We start from the raw sequence: 20,014 nt of genomic DNA, 5'->3' as shown, positions 1-20,014 counted from the left end.
CTGCCAACACGCGGCTTGCTGGCGATGGTCTTAAGTATTTTTGATATATGGGAGAGTAAATGCCTCATTATGTTTTATCTATTATGGCGTTAGCGATAACGCTGACAGTAAGCGCTTCTCACGCTGCCTCTATGCAGTTGCGTCAATATTCTGCCAACATTGAACAGTCGCAATGGCAGTTAACTGCCGCAACGCCGTTAATCTGTCAGTTAGAACACAGTATCCCCCATTTTGGCAATGCGGTTTTTCAAAGCCGTGCTGGTAAAGCGCTTAATCTTAATTTTGAATTGCAAATGTTAAGGCTACCTGATGTCTATAGTCTGGCTGAAGTATTATCTATGCCGCCGGCCTGGCGACCTGGTGAGCCGGGTAAAAATCTGGCAAGCATGGCTTTATTAAAACAATTTAACGGTGAACTACCTAAAAAAACAGCCTGGACCCTGCTAACCGAGCTGGAGCAGGGTTTTAGCCCTACCTTTTATTATGCTGACTGGCATAGCCCTTACGATAACGTTGCTGCGGTTCTTAATCCGGTGCAGTTTGCCCCAGGATACTATGCTTTTAGCCAATGTGTTGCTGAGCTGTTGCCCTACAGTTTTACGGATATTGCTTTTACTGTGCTGAGCTATGAGTCGGGTAGTGATCAGTTAACGCGTGAATCACAGCGGCGTCTGGAGCAGATTGCCCGTTATTTACAACATGATACTGATATTGAGGCGATAGAACTACAGGGTTACACCGACAGTTATGGTGGCCGCTGGATGAATGAACAATTATCGGTAAAGCGGGCAGAAAAGATTAAACTCTTTTTAACGCAAGCCGGTGTAGCCGAAGATAAGGTGCAGGTCGATGGCTTTGGCGAACGCCGTCATGTTGCGTCAAACCAGACCGGGCTGGGCCGTGCCGTAAACCGACGGGTAGTTTTACAAATGGCCAAACCTTAAATTAGCGTTTATGTAACGCGCAGTGGCAGGCTAATTCCTGCCTGAGTCCAACCTTATTGCACCATAATATCAATTTGGCGCCAGTCATTTTGCTCTGATATTAAAATTCTGACTTGCTGCTGATTAACCTGGTAATACAAATTTAAGCGGCCATGCACAACGGCACTGCTGTTCGGTTCCCCCAGTTGTTGGCGGTAAAAAGCGTGTAATTCTGGCATTGATTGTTGGCTAAAATAGCTAAGCACAGCCGGTAGCTTGTTTTCTAGTCTGGCAAATTCACGGGCATCGGCAGCAACAGGTACTTGATAAAAACTGTCAGCTGACGCGTTTACTGGCACCAGAGCTAACCAGGCCGAAGCCGCTAATATTGCTACATAGCGCATTTTATTATCCTTTTATGCAGGGCGGTAATGAGTTGTAACCATAGCAAATTTTAGCGGGTGTTGACCAGCAGAAACAGCAGTCTGTTGCACGACCTGCTGCAATAATAAGACCTGCAAATTTTCACGTTGTGGTGGCGCTTTTGCTAAAACGGTGGGCTGCAATAGCCTGCAGGTTGCTGCTGGTCATGGGCAGTGGCTGGCCGCTAATATGGCAAGCTAATGTTTCTGCCAGTAACGGTGCCAGCAGCACACCTCTGGCACCAAAGCCGCCTAGTACATAAAGCCCCTGGCTATTTTCTGGTGCGCCCATTAAAGGCAGACGATCTGGTACCGTTGCGCGAAAGGCTGCCCGGGCGTCAATAACCTCGGCATCGGCAAACCAGTCAGGTTGTTGTAATTGGCTGTTTACTAACGCCAGATTCTCCTCGTCGTCAACGCCACTGATAAAGGCACTGTCAGCGTCGCGGTCAAAGGTAGCACCAACAGCGTGGCAGCCCTGTAGTTGAGGCGTAATGTAGCCTTTATGACACAATACTGTATTAAGCGATGCCATAGTGTTGCTGCGAACATGACTTACCTGACCACGTACCCGGTTTACCGGTATGCTGGCAGTGACCGTAAAGCGGGTAAGATCAGCACCGTTTGCCAACACCAAACAAGGGCTGGTTAGTGGCTGAGTATGTTCAGACGTTGTGCTGTTAATGTGCCACTGCTGTTGCTGGTAATTGAAGCTGCTTACCGGATAATTAAAATGTGCACTGAACAACTCTGATTGTTGCAGTAACGCCAATGCCGCCTGACAAAATTGCTGTGGACTGAGCCAGCCAGCCTGCGGCAAAAAAATGCCGCTTTGGCTTAGTGTTACACCAGCCACTTTACTGGCCTCATCAGCCGTTAGCGGCTGCACTAATTCTACTGGCCAGTTTGCCTGTTCGATAATTTTTTGCTGACGGCTCACCAGTGCCGGGTTACTGGCCAGATGCAGCACCCCACACCACTGCATAGCGAAGTTGCAACCGCGCGAAGCCAGTTGCTGATAGAAGTGTCGGGCAAAATAAAAGGCCTGACAATGCAGCAGGCTGGCCAGGGTAATGGTCGGGTGTAAGTTTGGATATACGGCGCCTTGCAAATTATGCGAGGCGCCTTGCGCTACCTGAGCATCAGCGCAGAGTAATTGGGTGGGGATGCCTTTATCAACTAATTGCAATGCCAGACAAAGCGAGGCAATGCCACCCCCTACAATGCAGACTTTCTCGGGCAGTTTGTGCGCCGCACTACTGGTTATTGGCGCAGTAAATCTGGCTGTTAGCATTTCCCGCTTAGGACCAAAGCCTTTTACTTTTTTAATACTGAAGCCACTATCCTTCAGGCCTCGCTTAACCAAGCCGGCGCAGGTAAACGTAGCCGCTGTGGTGTGCGGATGGCTAAGACGGGCCATCTGCTCAAATAAAGAAGGTTGCCACATATCCGGGTTTTTGTCAGGTGCAAAGCCATCAAGAAAAAACGCATCTGCTTGATTATTATCTGGTATTTGTGGCAATAGCGCATTGGCATCACCTAACCATAAATCTAATATCACCTGGCCATTGTCAAACGGTAAACGGTGGCAGCCGGCAATAGCCGGTGGGTACTGTGCCAGTAATAGCAGGCCTAACTCTTTAAGTTCTGGGTGTGCGTGCAACGCCTTGCTTAAATCGGCCCGGCTAAGTGGGAATTTTTCAACGCTGGAAAAGTATAATTTTCGGCACGTTGCGCCAGGCTGTTGCTGACAAAACTGACGGAAACGGTGCCAGGTTAATAAAAAATTGCTACCAGTACCAAAACCTGTTTCTATAATGTGAAAATGCGGCAGTGGATGGTTGTGCCAACGTTGTGGTAAATCGTTTTGCTGCAAAAATACGTAATCGGTTTCGGCCAGGCCACCGTCATTTGAAAAATAGATGTCATTAAAATCAGTGGCAAAAGGGGTGCCTTGTTGGTTAAAGTGCATATTGGCATTACTAAGCGGTTGCATGGTGTTATCCGGCAGGAAAATCGGCTTGTAGTTTACCCTAAGCTGACGCAAAATTAAAAAAAGTACAGCTGTGCGCTGAAAGCTGACCAGTTTTAACGGCAAAGTCCGTACAATAGCCAGCAATTTGAATATTATCTTCTGCCAGTAAGCAGAAAAGGGAGAAAGCATGAAAAGAGCCGTTATTACCGGTATGGGTATCGTGTCTAGTATTGGCAATAATCAAGCTGAAGTACTGGAGTCATTAAAAGCAGGTCGTTCAGGTATTACTGCTTCAGCTGAGTTTGTCGAATATGGCTTGCGCTCACAAGTGTGGGGCAATATCAAATTAAACCCGGCTGAGCATATTGATCGTAAAGCATTGCGCTTTATGGGCGACGCGGCGGCTTACGCTTATATTGCGATGCAAGAAGCGATAGCAGATGCAGGTTTAACGGTTGAACAGATTTCTGATCCACGTATTGGGTTAGTGGTTGGTTCCGGTGGTGCATCGTCGAAAACCCAGATTGAAGCCGCCGATACTTTACGGGAAAAAGGTGTAAAACGCGTTGGCCCTTACGCGGTGCCAAAAACCATGTCCAGCACCTGTTCTGCTTGTCTGGCCACTCCTTTTAAAATTAAAGGGGTTAATTATTCAATCAGTTCTGCTTGTGCCACTAGCGCTCATTGTATTGGTCATGCGGTAGAGCTTATTCAGCTGGGTAAACAAGACATTGTGTTTGCCGGTGGTGGTGAAGAAGTACATTGGACCCTGGCAATGGAGTTTGATGCCATGGGCGCATTGTCCAGCCGTTACAACGACACACCTGAGCAGGCATCACGTACTTATGATGCCCAGCGCGATGGTTTTGTTATTAGCGGCGGTGGCGGCATACTGGTAGTTGAAGAGTTAGAACACGCGCTGGCGCGTGGCGCGACTATTTATGCTGAAATAGTCGGTTATGGCGCTACGTCAGATGGTTACGATATGGTCGCGCCAAGTGGTGAAGGTGCCGTACGTTGTATGGAAATGGCCATGCAAGGTGTTGACGCGCCGGTTGACTACGTTAATACCCATGGCACTAGTACTCCGGTGGGTGACGTTAAAGAGTTAGCCGCTATTCAACAGGTGTTTGCCGGTAAATCACCGGCGATAAGTGCCACCAAAGCGATGACTGGTCATGCCCTAGGTGCTGCGGGTGTGCACGAGGCAATTTATTCGTTATTAATGATGAAGCATAATTTTATTGCCCCTTCTATTAATATCAGCGAACTGGATGACGCGGCAGCAGGTTTAAATATTGTGCGCCAGGCGCAGCCAGCGACCCTAAACACGATTATGTCTAACAGTTTTGGTTTTGGTGGCACTAATGCTACCCTGGTGATGCAGCGTTTTAAGCCATAAGCCATAGCGGTTATACTAAATAAAGGCCATGCGATAATTCGCCTGGCCTTTTGTTTTTTTGCTAGACTGCCGCTGTATTAGAGCAGCTTAACGCGATTTAAACCCGATGATGAAAATATACGCTGATGAAAATATGCCTTTGGTGGCTGAGTTTTTTGCTCACCTTGGCGAAGTAACCTTGTTTAATGGCCGTACGGTCAGTCCAGAGCAAGTAGCTGATGCCGAAGTATTGTTGGTGCGCTCGGTTACGCCGGTTAATGCAGCGCTGCTAAAGCCAAACAAGGTATTAAAATTTATCGGCACCGCGACCATTGGCATGGAGCATATTGATCAGGGCTATTTAGCCAGCCGCAATATTAGCTTCAGCTCGGCCACGGGTTGCAATGCCCAGTCGGTTGTTGAATACGTATTGAGCGTGCTGTGGTATCTGGCTGAAAAATATCAGTGGCAGCTTAGTAACAAAATATTGGGGATTGTTGGCGTAGGCAATATTGGTCAACGACTAGCCGAGGCCGCAGCAGCACTTAATATCAACGTATTATTATGCGATCCGCTGCGGGCAGAGACTGAGCGCAATTTTAAGCATACGCCGTTTAACCAGCTTTGCCGTCAAGCCGATATTATTAGCTTTCATACCCCAATGACAAAAACCGGGCCCATGGCCAGCTGGCACTTACTTAACAAGGATACCCTCAGCCTGCTTAAAGCAGACTGTGCGCTTGTTAATGCTTCGCGTGGTGCTGTTATTGATAATCAGGCATTGTTACATGCTCTGCAGTTTCAACCGCGGCCTGTGGTATTAGATGTCTGGGAGCAAGAACCCGATATACTGCAGGCATTATTACCTTATCTGGATATTGCTACTGCGCACATTGCTGGCCACAGCATTGAGGGGAAGGCGCGGGGCACCGCTATGCTATATCAGCGACTTTGCCAGTTGCTTGCGGTGACACCGGAGCAACACTTAGCAGCATTACTGCCCGTGTCTGCAGTAACTAAAGTGCAATTATCTGCAGATTTTGGGCTTCCAGATGTCCAAAATTTGGCGCGATTGTTATATGATGTGCGCCGTGATGATGCCTTGTTTCGTTATCATATCCAGGGTGAAGGGTTTGACTGGTTACGAAAGTCATATCCGCCACGGCGGGAATTTAGTTCGTTGCAACTTGCTGGCGCTAAGCTGCCAGCATGGATGGCGCAGTTAGGCTTTACGAGTCAGGAATAAAGGGGTTTAGGTATGACAGCGCAATACAATGTCGCGATTTTAGGCGCGACCGGATTAGTGGGGCAACATTTAATCGATATCCTGGAGCAACGTGATTTCCCGGTAGCGCAATTGTTTCCGCTGGCTAGCAGCCGTTCTGCTGGTGGTACGGTGACCTTTAAAGGTAAGAAAATTACCGTACTTGATGCGGATACCTTTGACTGGAGCCAGGCTCAGATTGGTTTTTTTTCAGCGGGCGGCAGTGTGTCGGCAATTTATGCACCTAAAGCAGCCGATGCAGGTTGCGTGGTGATTGATAATACCTCGCACTATCGTTACGAGGCTGACATTCCGCTAGTAGTACCCGAGGTTAATGCGGCGGCTATAGCAGATTTTCGTAATCGCAATATTATTGCTAACCCCAATTGCTCAACCATTCAGATGCTGGTGGCGTTAAAGCCCATTTATGACGCGGTAGGTATCAGTCGGATTAATGTTGCTACTTATCAGTCTGTCAGTGGTGCCGGCCAGTCAGCAGTCGATGCGTTAGCGCAGGAAACTGTGCAGCTGATGAATGGCCGGCCGTTAGAAGGTGAAGGGCAGTTTGCCCGGCAAATTGCCTTTAATGTGATCCCGCAAATTGATGTTTTTATGGACAACGGTTACACCAAAGAAGAAATGAAAATGCACTGGGAAACCCAGAAAATCTTCGCCGATAGCAACATTTCAGTTAATGCTACTGCGGTGCGGGTACCGGTATTTTATGGGCATGCTGAAGCAGTGCATATTGAAACCCGGATGCCGATAAGTGTTGAAGAAGCAAAAGCCTTGTTAGCAGTAGCACCCGGTGTGGTGTTGTTGGAAGACAATGAGGATTTTCCCACTCAGGTATGCAGTGCTGCAGGTAAAGATGAGGTATTTGTTGGCCGGGTGCGGCAGGATATTTCACATGAAAATGGCCTAAACTTATGGGTGGTGGCCGATAATATTCGTAAAGGCGCTGCGACCAACAGCATTCAAATTGCTGAACACCTTATTCGCGACTACTTGTAACACCTCGACTAATAATAAAAGGCTCCTGATGGAGCCTTTTTACTCCTTAGGGTTTATGCTGGTAACAAGGTAGTAACTGTTTTATATTCTGCAATTAGTCGTTATTCTCACAATAATTGTGGAACAATGCTTGCATTGGTTTTTAATATTTGAAAAGCGTAATAAGCTTAAGTTGCCTGGGTAAGGATAGTTAATGTCGCTGCGTCTTTTGTCATTTTTATTGATTGTCAATTTTTCGACGCTACTGGCGGGTGTTGCGCTGGCGGCTGAACCCTCGTCTACTCAGCTTCGCGGCCCGAAAAGTTCTGATACCTCGCTAATGCAACGCCAGCTTGGACCATTAAGTTCCACGGATACCTTATGGCGAATTGCTGAACAAGTAAAACCTGAGGGTGCCACGGTCAGTACCTATCAGGTTATGTATGCTATTTATTTAAAAAACCCTACTGCTTTTATTGACAATAATCTTAATCATCTGCGTCCCGGAGCAACGTTGTTGCTGCCTGACTTGCGCGAAATTCGCGGCATCGATATTAATGTCGCTCGTGCTAAGTCTGATTCTGACGATCGGGCATGGGCTGCCCGCACTAAACCTGCTAGCAGCGCCAGTGCAGAGTCCGGCAATACTAAAACGGCGCCAAAGGTGGCGCCGGTAACGCCAGCGCAATTACAACAGTTGACCGAACTTAAAGATCAATTCGGTAATTCGTTACTGATGATTGAAGCCATTGCCAGAGAAAATAATGCGTTAAAAGCTACCTTGTCTCAGGTACAAACAGACTTGCTGGCGCTGCAACAGCAATTAGGCGAAGACAGCATTTTACAACAACAGTTGACTACGTTGTTGCAGCAGCAAGCTGATATTTTGGCCGCTCAGCAAGCTCAGGAACAACAAGCAGCAGCGGCAGCGGCGTTATTAGCCGCTGAGCAAGAGTCGGGCTCGGGTATGTTTAATAATCCTATCACCTGGATATTAGCCGCATCAATACCGGCTTTATTAATTCTGTTTGGATTAGTATTGTGGCTGAAACGCCGTGGTCAGCAAACTGAAGCTGCGGTTTTGGCGGCCAATAGTGATGCTGTGCCGCCGGCGAATTATACATCACCGCTACCGCCACTTGATGAGAGCAACGATTTAGATGATAGCGGCTTGTTTGATATTGATGAGAGCTTATTGGACGATGCTTTTTCTGACAATGGCGACTTTGCCAGCAACAATATGCTGGATGATAGTTTGTCAGACTTTGGCGATGACGATTTGTTAGCAGACGATATTTTGCTGGATGATGATAGCCTGCTGGCGAAGAATGCTGCCGCAACAAGTTTAGAAGACGATTTACTGGCCGACGCCCTTGATGTACCTGACTTGTCCGATAATGCCGGCCAGGCTGAGTTTGATGCCAACAATATTTTATCTGATAGTGATTTAAATGCGTTGCTGGCAGCGGAAGACGATGATGACACCATTATTGAGTTTGGTGAAGATCAAGCAGACGAAGACACCGTAGTTGAGGAAGCTTTCACCGTTGATTTGGACGATGGATCTGATGAACTTTTAGAAGAAATTGAGTTAGACATTCCGGATGAGCTGAGTGATAACGGTACGGTAGTGGCAACAGAGCAAGCTACTGCCCATGACATTAGTGAAGATGAGCATTTCCTGGTAGAAACGGCAGACGATAGTGACATTCTGAGCAATGATGTGGTTAGTGAGACGTTAACTGACAGTCAGATATCCGGCCTGGTTGACGATGAAAGTTTTGATCGAACTGAACTTGATGCTTTTGCCGAAGCATTGGCGCTGGAAAATGGTGAGCAAAATACGGCGCTTAAATCTGTTGACTCTGAAACCGACACTGACGAGCTGGCCTCAGAATTACTGACCGCTGAGCTGGATGAATTATTACAACAAGTGGATAACGAGACGGTTGATAATGGGGATGTCGATGATGAAATTGTCGATGATTCTGGTGATGTCGCTAATAGTGATGGACCAGACTTACAAAGCAGTGAAGATGACTCAGTGACAAAACCGTCAGAAGCCGCACTTTCGGTAGAAAACCCCAGTAAGATGCTGGAAAGCTATCCAGAGCTGGAACTGAATGACGATAATATTAATGACGAAGACCAGAATTTAGCCACGTTAGAAGATAGCCAGTTTGACAGTTTACTGACTGAATTAGAAGCGATGGCACAGACCACCGCCAGTGACAGTGAAGCATTAAGCCTAGATGTTGATTCAGTATTTACCCCGGCCTTAGTCGACACTGAAATAGCGACATTGTCGGATGATGATTTTGTTGAAATTGACAATTTGCTGGCCAATAGCGAGCAGCTGCAGGAAGACGATGGCCGGTTTGAACAACTAAATGTTGATGTTGGCCTGGATGAATTTGCTGATGTAATAAGCAATGATAACCCACAAGATGTTGATGCAGAAGATAATGGTTTTGCCGCTAAACTGGACTTAGTACGTGCTTATATTGAAATTGATGATAAGGATAGTGCTGAACACATTATTGCTGACATTCTCGATTCTGACGCCCCGGAACATGTGAAAACAGAAGCTCAAACGCTGCAAAAAACCCTCGACTAACTTACGCTAAGGTGCAGCATAGACCAAGTCCGGTGCTGTTATCTGGAATACTCTGAGGTATAATTGCGGTGGTTTATTAGAGGAGACCCCATGCGAATAGCCTTAGGTATTGAGTATGATGGCAGCAGTTTCTTTGGCTGGCAGCGCCAACGCGAAGTTAATAGTGTGCAGCAAGAGCTTGAACGTGCGTTGAGTAAAGTCGCTAACAGTCCGGTAGAGGTATTTTGCGCCGGTCGCACCGATGCCGGTGTTCATGCTACTGGGCAAGTGGTGCATTTCGATACCGATGCGCCAAGGGACGAAAAAGCTTGGATAATGGGCACCAATAGTCAATTACCTGATCAAATTGCCGTGCGCTGGGCTCGACCGGTTAGTGACGATTTTCATGCCCGCTTCAGTGCCACGGCCCGTCGTTATCGCTATGTTATTTATAATAATCAATTTCGTCCTGCTATCCTGCGTTCCGGGCTGAGTCATTATCATCAGCAACTTGATATCAGTTTGATGCAACAAGCTGCTCCGGCTTTACTTGGTGAGCACGATTTCAGTGCTTTTAGGGCCATGCAGTGTCAGTCAAAAACGCCGTTTCGCAACGTTCATCATCTGCAGTTAAGCCGTGTGCACGATTATCTGGTACTGGATATTAAAGCCAATGCTTTTTTGCACCACATGGTGCGCAATATCACCGGCAGTTTGCTGGAAATTGGTATGGGGCGTAAGCCCGTCAGCTGGTTAGCAGAGCTATTACAAAGCCGTAATCGTAATTTGGCGGCAGCTACAGCTAAACCCGGCGGCTTGTATTTGGTTGAAGTAGATTACCCTGAGCAGTATGCTTTACCTAAAAAAGTTACAGGGCCATTATTTTTATAGTGACTACTAAGACCAGTTTTTTATATTCTGTTATGGGCTGTTTATGCTTTAATAGCCCCCGTTTAGTTTTATTTTGGCATTTGTTGACCTATTTTGTTTCATTAAAGGTCTAACGCCTGATACCTGTTGATAGGAATGCATTATGAGTTGGTTAGAAAAAATCCTGCCCAGAACCTCCACCTCCTCGCGTCGTAATATTCCCGAGGGTGTCTGGACTAAGTGCAGCGCGTGTGACGCGGTGTTATATAAAGCCGATCTTGACCGTAATTTAGGGGTATGCCCGAAGTGTGATCATCATATGCGGGTGAATGCCCGTACCCGGCTTAAACACTTTTTTGATAGTCAGTCTACTACGGAGTTAGCCGCTGATTTAGAACCACAAGATTTATTAAAATTTAAAGACAGCAAACGTTATAAAGACCGCATAGCGGCGGCACAAAAACAAACGAATGAAAAAGATGCAATGATTGTAATGCAGGGCACCTTGCATGGCATGCCAATCGTTGCCGCTTCTTTTGAATTTGAGTTTATGGGCGGTTCAATGGCATCGGTGGTTGGGGCTAAGTTTGTTGCCGGCGTAGAATATGCAATGACCCATAAAGTACCTTTTGTTTGTTTTTCAGCCAGTGGTGGCGCGCGGATGCAGGAAGCATTGTTTTCGTTAATGCAAATGGCCAAAACCAGTGCAGCGTTAGCCAAGTTAAGCGAACAGGGCTTACCTTATATCTCAGTATTAACTGATCCGACGATGGGCGGCGTATCTGCCAGTTTAGCCATGCTGGGTGATGTGAATATTGGTGAGCCAAAAGCGCTTATTGGTTTTGCCGGGCCTCGGGTTATTGAGCAAACAGTACGCGAAAAGCTGCCAGAAGGTTTTCAGCGAAGCGAGTTTTTACTGGAACATGGCGCAATAGACATGATTGTTGATCGGCGTAAAATGCGCGATACCATTGCCCGTCTGGTGGCAAAGTTTATGAAGTTGCCGGCGCCGGTAACCGAGCAGGACGCCGCTTAGGAATATATGTCAGACAGTCCAACTTCAAGCCAATCGTGCCAAACACTGGCCGATTGGCTTTATTATATTGAACAACGTCACCCAATCGATAAAATTGAGTTAGGCCTGGAGCGGGTTAATCAGGTCGCCAGCAAAGCACAGTTGGCTCAGTTGCCGGGGAAAGTAGTGTTGATCGCCGGGACTAACGGTAAAGGGTCAACCGCCCGTATTCTGGAACAGTTAATACTGGCGCAAGGGTTTTCGGTTGCCGTTTATAGCTCTCCTCATTTATTATTGTTTAACGAGCGGTTACGAATTAACAATCAGGATGTTGCCGATAATATGTTGCTGACAGCCTTTGCTGAGGTTGAAGCATTGCGCGGCAATATTGCCTTAAGTTATTTTGAATTTACTACTTTGGTGGCTTTCTCGGTACTAAAACAGCACCCGGTTGATTTTTGCCTGATAGAGGTTGGTTTGGGAGGGCGGCTTGATGCCACTAATATCATTACGCCTGATCTCAGCGTTATTACCACCATCGATTTAGATCATCAGGACTGGTTAGGGCATGACCGTGAAACGATCGGGTGGGAGAAAGCCGGCGTATTTCGGCAGCATACACCGGTGGTGGTTGGCGATCTATTGCCACCCGCTAGTGTGTTGGCTAAGGCGACAGAGTTGGGTTGTGCGCTTAGTGTGGTTAATCAGCATTATTTTTACCAACAATCAGCTGATAACTGGAGTTGGCAGTGCGCTGCGGTGCATTTTGAGCAGCTACCGTTGCCTGCTTTGCCAATTCAAAACGTGGCGACCAGTTTGGCTGTGCTTAATCAGCTACAATTACTGCCTGACACCGCCACGCTATGCACGGTACTAAGTACGATTACGTTGGCTGGTCGCATGCAGTTTTTACAAAAAAAACCGGCAATAATAATTGATGTTGCGCATAATCCGCAGTCGGCACGTTATTTAGCTAGCCGTTTAGCAGAGCTAAAACCAACGTACAGTCGGGTATTTGCTTTAGTCGGTATGTTAAAAGACAAAGATATTGCTCAGGCCCTGGCGCCCTTGACGTCAATTATTGATCAATGGCATCTTAGCAGCCTGCCTGGTGTGAGGGGCGCATCCTCTGCTCAGTTAGCTCTGGCGCTGGCAAAACCAGACTTTTTGCAATACCCTGATGTTACTCAGGCATTTTCGGCGATTGTCAGGCAATTGCAACCGAATGATTTATTAGTTATTTTTGGGTCATTCGTTACCGTTTCAGCAGTCCTGGCAAGCTATCATCAGGAGGCAACATGACAGCAGGATTTAAACATCGACTACTTGGTGCCACTATTTTGATCTTGGCTGGGATCATTTTTTTGCCAGACTTACTGGATGGCCAGAAACAAGTGGTTAAAGATGATTTTAAAGTAATACCCGAGCGGCCAGAGTTTCAGGGGGTGCAGCAGCCACAGCCTTTTGAGCAGGCAGCTTTTGATAGTGTCAGTAGTATTGCCGCAGCACAGCAGGTTAATGAGCCGGCACTGGACGATGCAATTGTTGCTGGCCCAGAGCAGCAACCGACTAATTCGGCGGTGCTTCCTTCAGAAGACTACGCTCAGGTAACGGTGAGCAACAGCCCTCGCCCCGCAGCAGCTGCGCAAACGGCTGCGCAGAGCGCCGACGTTGCTGACAATGCCTGGGTAGTGCGAGTAGGCAGTTTTAGTAATCCACAAAACGCTAATGCGCTAGTGGCTAAATTACGCCAGCAAGGTTTTGTTACGTTTACCCGTAATATTACCAACAGCAATGGTCAGAAATTAACCAGTGTGTTGGTTGGCCCTGAGCTTCGAAAAGAGCGGTTAGAGCAACAAGTTGAGCAGTTACAAAAGCTCACTGGCATTAGCCGTTTAGTGGTTAGTCGCTATCAGGTGACTGAAAATAATTAGGGTGTGTTGACGTTGGCGTTGGCGCTTTGTAGCAAAATCTAATCAGCAAACGTCAACGCGCCCTAGCCAAGTTGCTGCCATTTTGATAGACTGCGCGCCGTCATCAGACATCCTTTGGTAGCAAATGGTTTGGGTTGATTTTGTTATACTGGCAATCATTGCCTTATCGGCTGTTATCAGCCTGATCCGCGGTTTCGTCAAAGAAGCTATTTCTCTGGTGGTCTGGTTTTTGGCTTTTTTTATTGCCAGCCAGTACTATCCTAAGCTTGCCTCGTTATTTTCCAATATAGATGACCCTACCATTCGCAATGCGACGGCTATTGCTATTCTGTTTATTTGTACTTTGGTGCTGGGTGCCTTAATTAATTTTGTTATAGCGAAACTGGTGCAATCTACTGGCTTATCCGGTACCGACAGAGTGCTGGGCCTGGTATTTGGCGGTTTGCGTGGCGTATTAGTGGTGAGTGCGGTATTGTTTTTTATGGATGCCTTTACGCCCGCGGCACAAGCAAGCTGGTGGCAACAATCAATATTGATCCCCGAATTCGGTTTTATTATTGAATGGTTTTTTGAATATCTGGAAAACCATTCTAGTTTTATGCAAAAGCCTTAGCGCTGGCGAGGAAATAAACAATGTGTGGTATCGTTGGAATCGTAGGTAAGTATCCGGTAAATCAGGCGCTATACGACGGCCTGACAGTGTTACAACATCGGGGCCAGGACGCCGCAGGCATTGTTACCGTGGATAACAATACACTGAGATTACGTAAAGCCAATGGCTTGGTTAAAGATGTTTTTGAAACCCGGCATATGCAACGTTTATCTGGCAATATTGGTATTGGTCATGTGCGATACCCTACTGCCGGTTCTGCCAGTACCGCGGAGGCCCAGCCTTTTTACGTCAACAGCCCCTTTGGTATTGCGCTGGCGCACAATGGTAATTTAACCAATTCTCATGATTTAAAAGAAGATATGTTCCGGTTGGCTCGCCGCCATATTAATACCACCTCAGATTCAGAAATTTTGTTAAATATTCTGGCGCATGAACTGCAATCAAAATCGACTATGCAGTTAGAGCCAGAACAAATCTTTAACGCTGTCGCCAGTGTGCATCGCAAAATTCGTGGCGGTTACGCGGCAGTAGCCCTGATTATTGGTCATGGCCTGGTAGCGTTTCGCGACCCTAATGGTATTCGACCGTTGGTAATGGGCAAGCGGGAAACCGCGGCCGGCACCGAATATATGGTAGCGTCAGAAAGCGTGGCGCTAGATGCGGATGGCTTTACCGTGCTACGTGATATATCGCCGGGTGAGGCGGTGTATATTACTGAGCAGGGCGAGCTTTACAGCCAGCAGTGTGCCGAAAACCCCAGTTACACACCTTGTATTTTTGAATATGTTTACTTTGCCAGGCCAGATTCTACTATTGATAATATTTCGGTATATGCCTCGCGGGTGGCGATGGGTAAAGTATTAGGTCAAAAAATCAAGCGAGAATGGGCGCATTTGGATATAGATGTAGTAATACCTATTCCGGAAACCAGTAATGATGCCGCATTAGAGATTGCCAACGAGTTAGCATTACCTTTTCGACAGGGTTTTGTTAAAAACCGCTACATAGGACGCACCTTTATTATGCCCGGACAGGGCCAGCGGGAAAAATCTGTTAGACGTAAGCTCAATGCCATTTGGCAGGAATTTAAAGGCAAAAACGTACTGCTGGTTGACGACTCGATAGTGCGCGGTACCACCTCTGGCCAAATTATTGAAATGGCCCGCGATGCCGGTGCTAAAAAAGTGTACTTTGCCTCGGCGGCCCCGGAAGTGCGTTTTCCCAATGTGTATGGTATTGATATGCCATCGGCTAACGAGCTAATTGCTCATGGTCACGACGTTGAGAGTATTTGCCAGACCATAGGTGCAGACGGTTTGATATTTCAGTCATTACCTGACCTAATTGAAGCGGTACGCTCTGAAAATCCAGAGATAAAGCGTTTTGAAACATCGGTGTTTGACGGCCATTATGTTACAAATGATATTGACCAGGATTATTTAAATCGGTTAGACCAAACCCGCAGTGACGATGCTAAAGCACACACGGCAATGTCAATGGCTGCCAATTTAGAAACCTATAACGAAGGTTAAAGTGCCTAGCAAATAAAACAGGCGCCTTTTTGGCGCCTTTTTAGTTAGGTATTGCTAAGTTAATTATCGTTAGTGGGTGTAAGTGGGGCCAAAGCCCGACATCCACAATATGACAGTTGTTGCCATTAATACCGCCAGTAAGGTTAAGCCGCCAGTTACTACCGAACTGGCATAGATAAAGCCCCGCTCTTCAGGAATATGCATTAATATTGGTATGCCAACGTAGAGCAGGTATACCGAGTAAGCCAAGCCAACCAGACCCACGCACACTACAAACCACAATTCAGGATAAAGCGCGGCAAAGCCAACCATAAAAAGTGGAGTAGAGGTATATGAACATAACTCAACAGTTTGGGTATAGGTTGGTTCAGCACCAAAAGTATGCGCCATCCAGTAAGCCAGCCAGGCCAGGGTAAACACGCCAATGATCAAACCACAATACATGGCCACTGACATAATAATGGCACTTTGTGGCGTTAGTTTAATGGCATCGCCAACCCCGATGCTCCAGCCCAAGTGTACTGCAGAGTAATAGGCACAAATAGCTGGAATAAGCGCCACTATCATAATGTGCGCCATGCTATAACGAAAACTTTCGTGTCTGGCATCTATAGTATGCCATTCTTCTTTCGGGTGGGCATATAAGCCCCATAAATGGTTTAGTATCATAATTATTATCCTTTTTACTACGCCCCTTAGTTCGGGCAACTGATGCTATCGCCACCCTTAGCTCAGTTATGACTAAAACTTAGCCATTCGTCAAGCAACTTAGAGTAATTTAAGGTAAAGGCGTGTTAATGGTGGTATTTGGTTGTCAGCCTGGCATTAGGTATACTGCACTTACTTTTTTCAGACACAGCTAGCCTTATGCAAAGTAGTGGTATTCAAAGTAGTGATATTCAAAGTAGTGAGAGCCAAAGTAATGAGTTACAACAGCTGTTGCAGCCCATTACCCGGTTTTTGGGTTGTGCCACGCCAACTGCCTGGCTGCAGCAAGCGGCACAGCCAGAGAGCCTGACAACCTTATTATGTGATCATTTAATGTGTGAGTTAAAAGCGGCGCAAAGTGCCATGTATCTTATTCGTCGTTATGCCGCCGACGAGAATAGTGCTGAGGCGCTATTACAATGGTTAAAGCCATATGAAGATTTTACCTATCGTCAGCAAGGTGACTGGCGCTCGTTGGCCGCCCTTAGTTTGAAAAAATCGATGATACCAACGGCCAGTAGCCCTTTTGCTCAGGACCTAATTGATAAAATGGTTTTATTGATTAAAGAAGAGTTGCATCACTTTTATCAGGTGCTGCAGGTTATGGCTGATAACGGTATTGTCTATCAGAAAATAAATTCCAGCCGCTACGCTAAAGGCTTGCTGCGTCACGTCAGTACCTATGAGCCAGCCGCTATAGTTGATAAACTAATTTGTGGTGCTTATATTGAAGCCCGCTCTTGTGAACGTTTTGCCAGGTTAGCACCGTTGTTGCCTGCGCGCATTGCTGACTTTTATACCTCGTTGTTGCGCTCTGAAGCACGGCATTATCAAGATTATTTAAGTTTAGCTAAGCAAATTGCTGGCAGCGATATAAGTGAACGGGTGGCATTTTTTGGTAAGATAGAAGCTGATCTAATAATGACACCAGATACCGATTTTAAATTTCACAGTGGCAGCCCTGTGTTGGCAGCGGTTAAGCAGTCAGCGGCGTAAACACTAAATTCCACTGATTAGCTGTTACGGTTAAATAGCTACTTTGACTGTACCAGTCACCTAGTACATAGCGCTGTGCCGCTTTGCCGTTTAAATCCAGCTGATGAACAGCAGGACGGTGAGTGTGGCCATGAATAAGCTTGCTTACGCCATATTCAGCCATTACTCTTGGCACTTCGCTGGGGGTTACATCCATTATTTGTGGCTGTTGTTGCTGGTTATAGCGCGCTTTATGGGCGGCGCTTTTTCGCCGGGCCTTGCTGGCCAGTTGCTGGCGAAATGCCAGCGGTGTTTTTAATAACAACCATTGCCACCAAGGCTGGTTCCACCATTTTCGAAATTTCTGGTAGGCGATATCTAACGTGCACAGGCTGTCACCATGCATAATCAGAGTGGCCGTACCATACAGGTCAATAACCTGTTGTGGTGGCAGCAGTTGCATATTAGCGCGGCTGGCATAGCCTTGTTTTAACACAAAATCCCGATTGCCATGAATAAAGTAAATGGGGACCTGCCGGCTGAGTAACGATAATGCTGCTGCCACAGTATCGAGTAAGGGTTCGGGGTTATCGTCACCAATCCACACTTCAAACAAATCACCCAGAATATACAACGCATCGGCTTTACGGGCTTTATCGTTAATAAACTGCAGAAAGGCCGCAGTAATATCCGGCCTGTCTGCACTTAAATGCAAATCAGCAATAAACAAGGTATGTGGCTGCATCATCGGTTAGCGAGTGTTACGCTTGTAGCTCAGCTTTTTCGATGATTACCGGCTCTACCGGAACATCGCCGTGGCCCGCAAAACGGCCAGTTTTAACCTGGCGAATTTTATCTACTACATCCATGCCAGCGGTAACTTCACCAAATACACAATAGCCCCAGCCTTGGCTTGATTCTGCGCTATGGTTTAAAAAACTGTTGTCGGCAAGGTTAATAAAGAATTGGCAGGTTGCTGAGTGCGGATCATTGGTGCGAGCCATCGCAACCGTGCCCTTAGTATTCGCAACCTTATTGTTCGCTTCATTTTTAATCTGTGCTTTGGTTTCTTTCTGATCCATATCTGCGGTAAAACCGCCGCCCTGAATCATAAAACCGTCGATTACCCGGTGAAATATAGTGTTATCAAGAAAACCGTCTTTAACATAGCTAATAAAGTTTTCCACGGTAACCGGCGCTTTATCAGCAAACAAGTTAAGGGTAATAACGCCATAATTAGTGTGTAAGTTGATCATTGAAAAGTATCCTCTGTTTGAATAACCCTAGTGTAACCCAGCCAGTGCGTTTCATAAAGCAAGGATAGCGGCTAAAGGTTGCCGGTGTTACACTATTACGCTGAATTATAAGCCCGTATACCGATGTTTTTGAGGACGCCCATGTTACATATTTTTAATACCCTAAGCCGAAAAAAAGAGCTTTTTACACCAATAGAACCCGGCAAAGTAGGGCTCTATGTTTGCGGTATTACAATTTATGATTATTGTCATGTTGGGCATGGTCGTACTTACGTTTCTTTTGATGTAATAAACCGTTATTTGCGCTTTAGTGGCTACGAGGTAACTTATGTGCGCAATATTACCGATGTTGATGACAAGATTATTAAACGTGCGGCTGAAAATAACGAAAGTTGTGATGCTTTAACACAGCGCTTTACGCAAGCTATGCACGCTGATTTTGCCGCATTAGGCTTATTACCTGCCGATATTGAACCGCGTGTTACCAGCCATATGGCTGAGATTATCAGTATGATTGAGCAGCTGGTAGAAAAAGGCTTTGCCTATGTTGCTAACGATGGTGATGTGTTATTTGATGTTAGTAAATATGCCGCCTATGGCGAGCTAAGCCAGCAAAATCTTGAGATGCTGCAGTCTGGTTCGCGGGTTGAAGTGGCACAAAATAAAGACGACCCACTTGATTTTGTGTTGTGGAAAGGTGCTAAACCCGGTGAGCCGTTCTGGTCATCGTCATGGGGTAACGGCCGGCCAGGCTGGCATATTGAATGCTCTGCCATGAGCGCTAAGCACCTAGGGCAATATTTTGATATACACGGCGGTGGCTCAGATTTGCAGTTTCCACACCACGAGAATGAAATTGCCCAGTCTACCTGCGCGCATGATCATAAATACGTTAATACCTGGATCCATACCGGTATGGTGCAGGTAGATAAAGAAAAGATGTCAAAATCATTAGGCAATTTTTTTACCGTTAAAGATGTATTAGCTGAATATAACGCTGAAGCTGTGCGTTATTTTCTGTTGTCCAGCCATTATCGTAGCCAATTAAATTACTCGACAGAGAACCTGGAACAGGCGCATGCCGCCTTAGGCCGTTTATACACCGCGCTGCGTAATGTTACCCCAAGCCACAGTATTGATTTAAAAAGCCCTTATATCGCTAAGTTTAAAGTGGCAATGGATGATGACTTCAACACACCGGAAGCACTCCCGGTGTTGTTTGAATTGGCGCGCGAAGTTAACCGTTTTAAAGAGACAGAGCCGGCTAAAGCGGCAGAGTTAGCCGGTTTATTAACGTTATTAGCCGGGGTATTAGGCTTGTTACAGGGCGATGCTGAGCAATTTTTACAAAGCGGTGCTTCAGATGATGACGTAACTGCAATAGAGGCACTTATTGCAAAACGCAACACTGCCCGCACCGCCAAAGACTGGGCCGCTGCCGATGCCGCCCGCGATGCGTTAACCGAACTTGGCATTATCGTTGAAGATAAAAACGGCGTAACCAGCTGGCGAAAAAGCTAATTGAGTAACCTATTAATGAAAAAACCGCCAGCTGGC

At 46.5% G+C, this 20,014-nt stretch carries 18 protein-coding genes; 13 read left to right on the top strand and 5 right to left on the bottom strand.

Annotation, left to right across the window (positions count from 1 at the left end; genetic code table 11):
- The first annotated feature begins 59 nt into the window (after positions 1-59).
- A complete protein-coding gene (locus VT06_RS03550) occupies positions 60-944 on the top strand; it encodes an OmpA family protein (protein WP_200897896.1) in 885 nt (294 codons plus the stop codon).
- Between the two features lie 53 nt (positions 945-997).
- On the opposite strand, the gene VT06_RS03545 is transcribed toward VT06_RS03550, so the two are convergent.
- Positions 998-1,327: a hypothetical protein gene (locus VT06_RS03545; RefSeq protein ID WP_046552887.1), complete on the bottom strand. Its 330-nt coding sequence runs from the start codon at positions 1,325-1,327 to the stop codon at positions 998-1,000.
- A 121-nt stretch (positions 1,328-1,448) separates the two neighbouring features.
- Complete coding sequence (gene mnmC / locus VT06_RS03540; protein WP_046552975.1) at positions 1,449-3,341, bottom strand: bifunctional tRNA (5-methylaminomethyl-2-thiouridine)(34)-methyltransferase MnmD/FAD-dependent 5-carboxymethylaminomethyl-2-thiouridine(34) oxidoreductase MnmC; 1,893 nt, start codon at positions 3,339-3,341, stop codon at positions 1,449-1,451.
- Positions 3,342-3,507: 166 nt separating this feature from the next.
- Between mnmC and fabB the strand changes: the two genes are divergently transcribed.
- The 10 genes from fabB (at position 3,508) to purF (ending at position 15,518) form a co-directional block, all read left to right on the top strand.
- Positions 3,508-4,722, top strand: coding sequence for a beta-ketoacyl-ACP synthase I (gene fabB / locus VT06_RS03535; protein WP_046552886.1), 1,215 nt, complete (start codon positions 3,508-3,510; stop codon positions 4,720-4,722).
- A gap of 106 nt (positions 4,723-4,828) precedes the next feature.
- On the top strand, positions 4,829-5,947 hold the full coding sequence (locus tag VT06_RS03530) for a 4-phosphoerythronate dehydrogenase (RefSeq protein WP_235357351.1): 1,119 nt from the start codon (positions 4,829-4,831) through the stop codon (positions 5,945-5,947).
- Between the two features lie 12 nt (positions 5,948-5,959).
- Positions 5,960-6,979 (top strand): aspartate-semialdehyde dehydrogenase, encoded by a 1,020-nt coding sequence (locus tag VT06_RS03525; protein ID WP_046552884.1) that lies wholly within the window; start codon positions 5,960-5,962, stop codon positions 6,977-6,979.
- A 193-nt stretch (positions 6,980-7,172) separates the two neighbouring features.
- Positions 7,173-9,575 (top strand): FimV/HubP family polar landmark protein, encoded by a 2,403-nt coding sequence (locus tag VT06_RS03520; protein ID WP_046552883.1) that lies wholly within the window; start codon positions 7,173-7,175, stop codon positions 9,573-9,575.
- A gap of 90 nt (positions 9,576-9,665) precedes the next feature.
- The gene (truA, locus tag VT06_RS03515; RefSeq protein ID WP_046552882.1) at positions 9,666-10,445 is read left to right on the top strand and encodes a tRNA pseudouridine(38-40) synthase TruA; all 780 of its coding nucleotides are present in this window, start codon (positions 9,666-9,668) and stop codon (positions 10,443-10,445) included.
- Positions 10,446-10,587: 142 nt separating this feature from the next.
- Positions 10,588-11,460, top strand: a complete 873-nt coding sequence (gene accD / locus VT06_RS03510; RefSeq protein ID WP_046552881.1) for an acetyl-CoA carboxylase, carboxyltransferase subunit beta — start codon at positions 10,588-10,590, stop codon at positions 11,458-11,460.
- Between the two features lie 6 nt (positions 11,461-11,466).
- A complete protein-coding gene (gene folC, locus VT06_RS03505; RefSeq protein WP_046552880.1) occupies positions 11,467-12,741 on the top strand; it encodes a bifunctional tetrahydrofolate synthase/dihydrofolate synthase in 1,275 nt (424 codons plus the stop codon).
- Positions 12,738-13,373 carry an SPOR domain-containing protein gene (locus VT06_RS03500; RefSeq protein ID WP_046552879.1) on the top strand — a complete coding sequence of 212 codons (636 nt, stop codon included), beginning with the start codon at positions 12,738-12,740 and terminating at the stop codon, positions 13,371-13,373. Before folC ends, VT06_RS03500 begins: the two co-directional genes overlap by 4 nt.
- A 124-nt stretch (positions 13,374-13,497) precedes the next feature.
- Positions 13,498-13,986 (top strand): CvpA family protein, encoded by a 489-nt coding sequence (locus VT06_RS03495; protein WP_046552878.1) that lies wholly within the window; start codon positions 13,498-13,500, stop codon positions 13,984-13,986.
- A gap of 20 nt (positions 13,987-14,006) precedes the next feature.
- Positions 14,007-15,518, top strand: coding sequence for an amidophosphoribosyltransferase (gene purF, locus VT06_RS03490; RefSeq protein WP_046552877.1), 1,512 nt, complete (start codon positions 14,007-14,009; stop codon positions 15,516-15,518).
- Positions 15,519-15,587: 69 nt separating this feature from the next.
- Here the strand turns inward: purF and VT06_RS03485 are convergent, their stop codons facing one another.
- Positions 15,588-16,187, bottom strand: coding sequence for a Yip1 family protein (locus VT06_RS03485; RefSeq protein WP_046552876.1), 600 nt, complete (start codon positions 16,185-16,187; stop codon positions 15,588-15,590).
- 198 nt (positions 16,188-16,385) lie between these two features.
- On the opposite strand from VT06_RS03485, the gene VT06_RS03480 reads away from it, so the two are divergent.
- Positions 16,386-17,222 carry a tRNA-(ms[2]io[6]A)-hydroxylase gene (locus VT06_RS03480; RefSeq protein ID WP_046552875.1) on the top strand — a complete coding sequence of 279 codons (837 nt, stop codon included), beginning with the start codon at positions 16,386-16,388 and terminating at the stop codon, positions 17,220-17,222.
- On the opposite strand, the gene VT06_RS03475 is transcribed toward VT06_RS03480, so the two are convergent.
- Entirely contained in the window at positions 17,203-17,949 is a 747-nt protein-coding gene (locus tag VT06_RS03475; protein WP_046552874.1) for a UDP-2,3-diacylglucosamine diphosphatase, read from the bottom strand. The two genes, VT06_RS03480 and VT06_RS03475, sit on opposite strands and share 20 nt — an antisense overlap.
- A 13-nt stretch (positions 17,950-17,962) precedes the next feature.
- Positions 17,963-18,457 carry a peptidylprolyl isomerase gene (locus VT06_RS03470; RefSeq protein ID WP_046552873.1) on the bottom strand — a complete coding sequence of 165 codons (495 nt, stop codon included), beginning with the start codon at positions 18,455-18,457 and terminating at the stop codon, positions 17,963-17,965.
- Between the two features lie 141 nt (positions 18,458-18,598).
- Here VT06_RS03470 and cysS point away from each other — a divergent pair, with 141 nt between their 5' ends.
- Positions 18,599-19,978 (top strand): cysteine--tRNA ligase, encoded by a 1,380-nt coding sequence (gene cysS, locus VT06_RS03465; protein ID WP_046552872.1) that lies wholly within the window; start codon positions 18,599-18,601, stop codon positions 19,976-19,978.
- The last annotated feature ends 36 nt before the right edge of the window (positions 19,979-20,014 follow it).

Source organism: Arsukibacterium sp. MJ3 (genome assembly GCF_000987765.1).
Lineage (GTDB): Bacteria > Pseudomonadota > Gammaproteobacteria > Enterobacterales > Alteromonadaceae > Alishewanella.
Note: the sequence above shows the minus strand (reverse complement) of the source record. Positions and strands in the feature narration are given on the sequence as shown.

Coding starts and splice junctions, on each gene's coding strand:
- VT06_RS03495 (WP_046552878.1), top strand. CDS start 13,498: ATGGTTTGGGTTGATTTTGTTATACTGGCAATCATTGCCTTATCGGCT.
- accD (WP_046552881.1), top strand. CDS start 10,588: ATGAGTTGGTTAGAAAAAATCCTGCCCAGAACCTCCACCTCCTCGCGT.
- folC (WP_046552880.1), top strand. CDS start 11,467: ATGTCAGACAGTCCAACTTCAAGCCAATCGTGCCAAACACTGGCCGAT.
- VT06_RS03525 (WP_046552884.1), top strand. CDS start 5,960: ATGACAGCGCAATACAATGTCGCGATTTTAGGCGCGACCGGATTAGTG.
- mnmC (WP_046552975.1), bottom strand. CDS start 3,341: ATGCAACCGCTTAGTAATGCCAATATGCACTTTAACCAACAAGGCACC.
- VT06_RS03550 (WP_200897896.1), top strand. CDS start 60: ATGCCTCATTATGTTTTATCTATTATGGCGTTAGCGATAACGCTGACA.
- VT06_RS03545 (WP_046552887.1), bottom strand. CDS start 1,327: ATGCGCTATGTAGCAATATTAGCGGCTTCGGCCTGGTTAGCTCTGGTG.
- purF (WP_046552877.1), top strand. CDS start 14,007: ATGTGTGGTATCGTTGGAATCGTAGGTAAGTATCCGGTAAATCAGGCG.
- VT06_RS03520 (WP_046552883.1), top strand. CDS start 7,173: ATGTCGCTGCGTCTTTTGTCATTTTTATTGATTGTCAATTTTTCGACG.
- VT06_RS03500 (WP_046552879.1), top strand. CDS start 12,738: ATGACAGCAGGATTTAAACATCGACTACTTGGTGCCACTATTTTGATC.
- VT06_RS03485 (WP_046552876.1), bottom strand. CDS start 16,187: ATGATACTAAACCATTTATGGGGCTTATATGCCCACCCGAAAGAAGAA.
- VT06_RS03480 (WP_046552875.1), top strand. CDS start 16,386: ATGCAAAGTAGTGGTATTCAAAGTAGTGATATTCAAAGTAGTGAGAGC.
- VT06_RS03530 (WP_235357351.1), top strand. CDS start 4,829: ATGATGAAAATATACGCTGATGAAAATATGCCTTTGGTGGCTGAGTTT.
- truA (WP_046552882.1), top strand. CDS start 9,666: ATGCGAATAGCCTTAGGTATTGAGTATGATGGCAGCAGTTTCTTTGGC.
- cysS (WP_046552872.1), top strand. CDS start 18,599: ATGTTACATATTTTTAATACCCTAAGCCGAAAAAAAGAGCTTTTTACA.
- VT06_RS03475 (WP_046552874.1), bottom strand. CDS start 17,949: ATGATGCAGCCACATACCTTGTTTATTGCTGATTTGCATTTAAGTGCA.
- fabB (WP_046552886.1), top strand. CDS start 3,508: ATGAAAAGAGCCGTTATTACCGGTATGGGTATCGTGTCTAGTATTGGC.
- VT06_RS03470 (WP_046552873.1), bottom strand. CDS start 18,457: ATGATCAACTTACACACTAATTATGGCGTTATTACCCTTAACTTGTTT.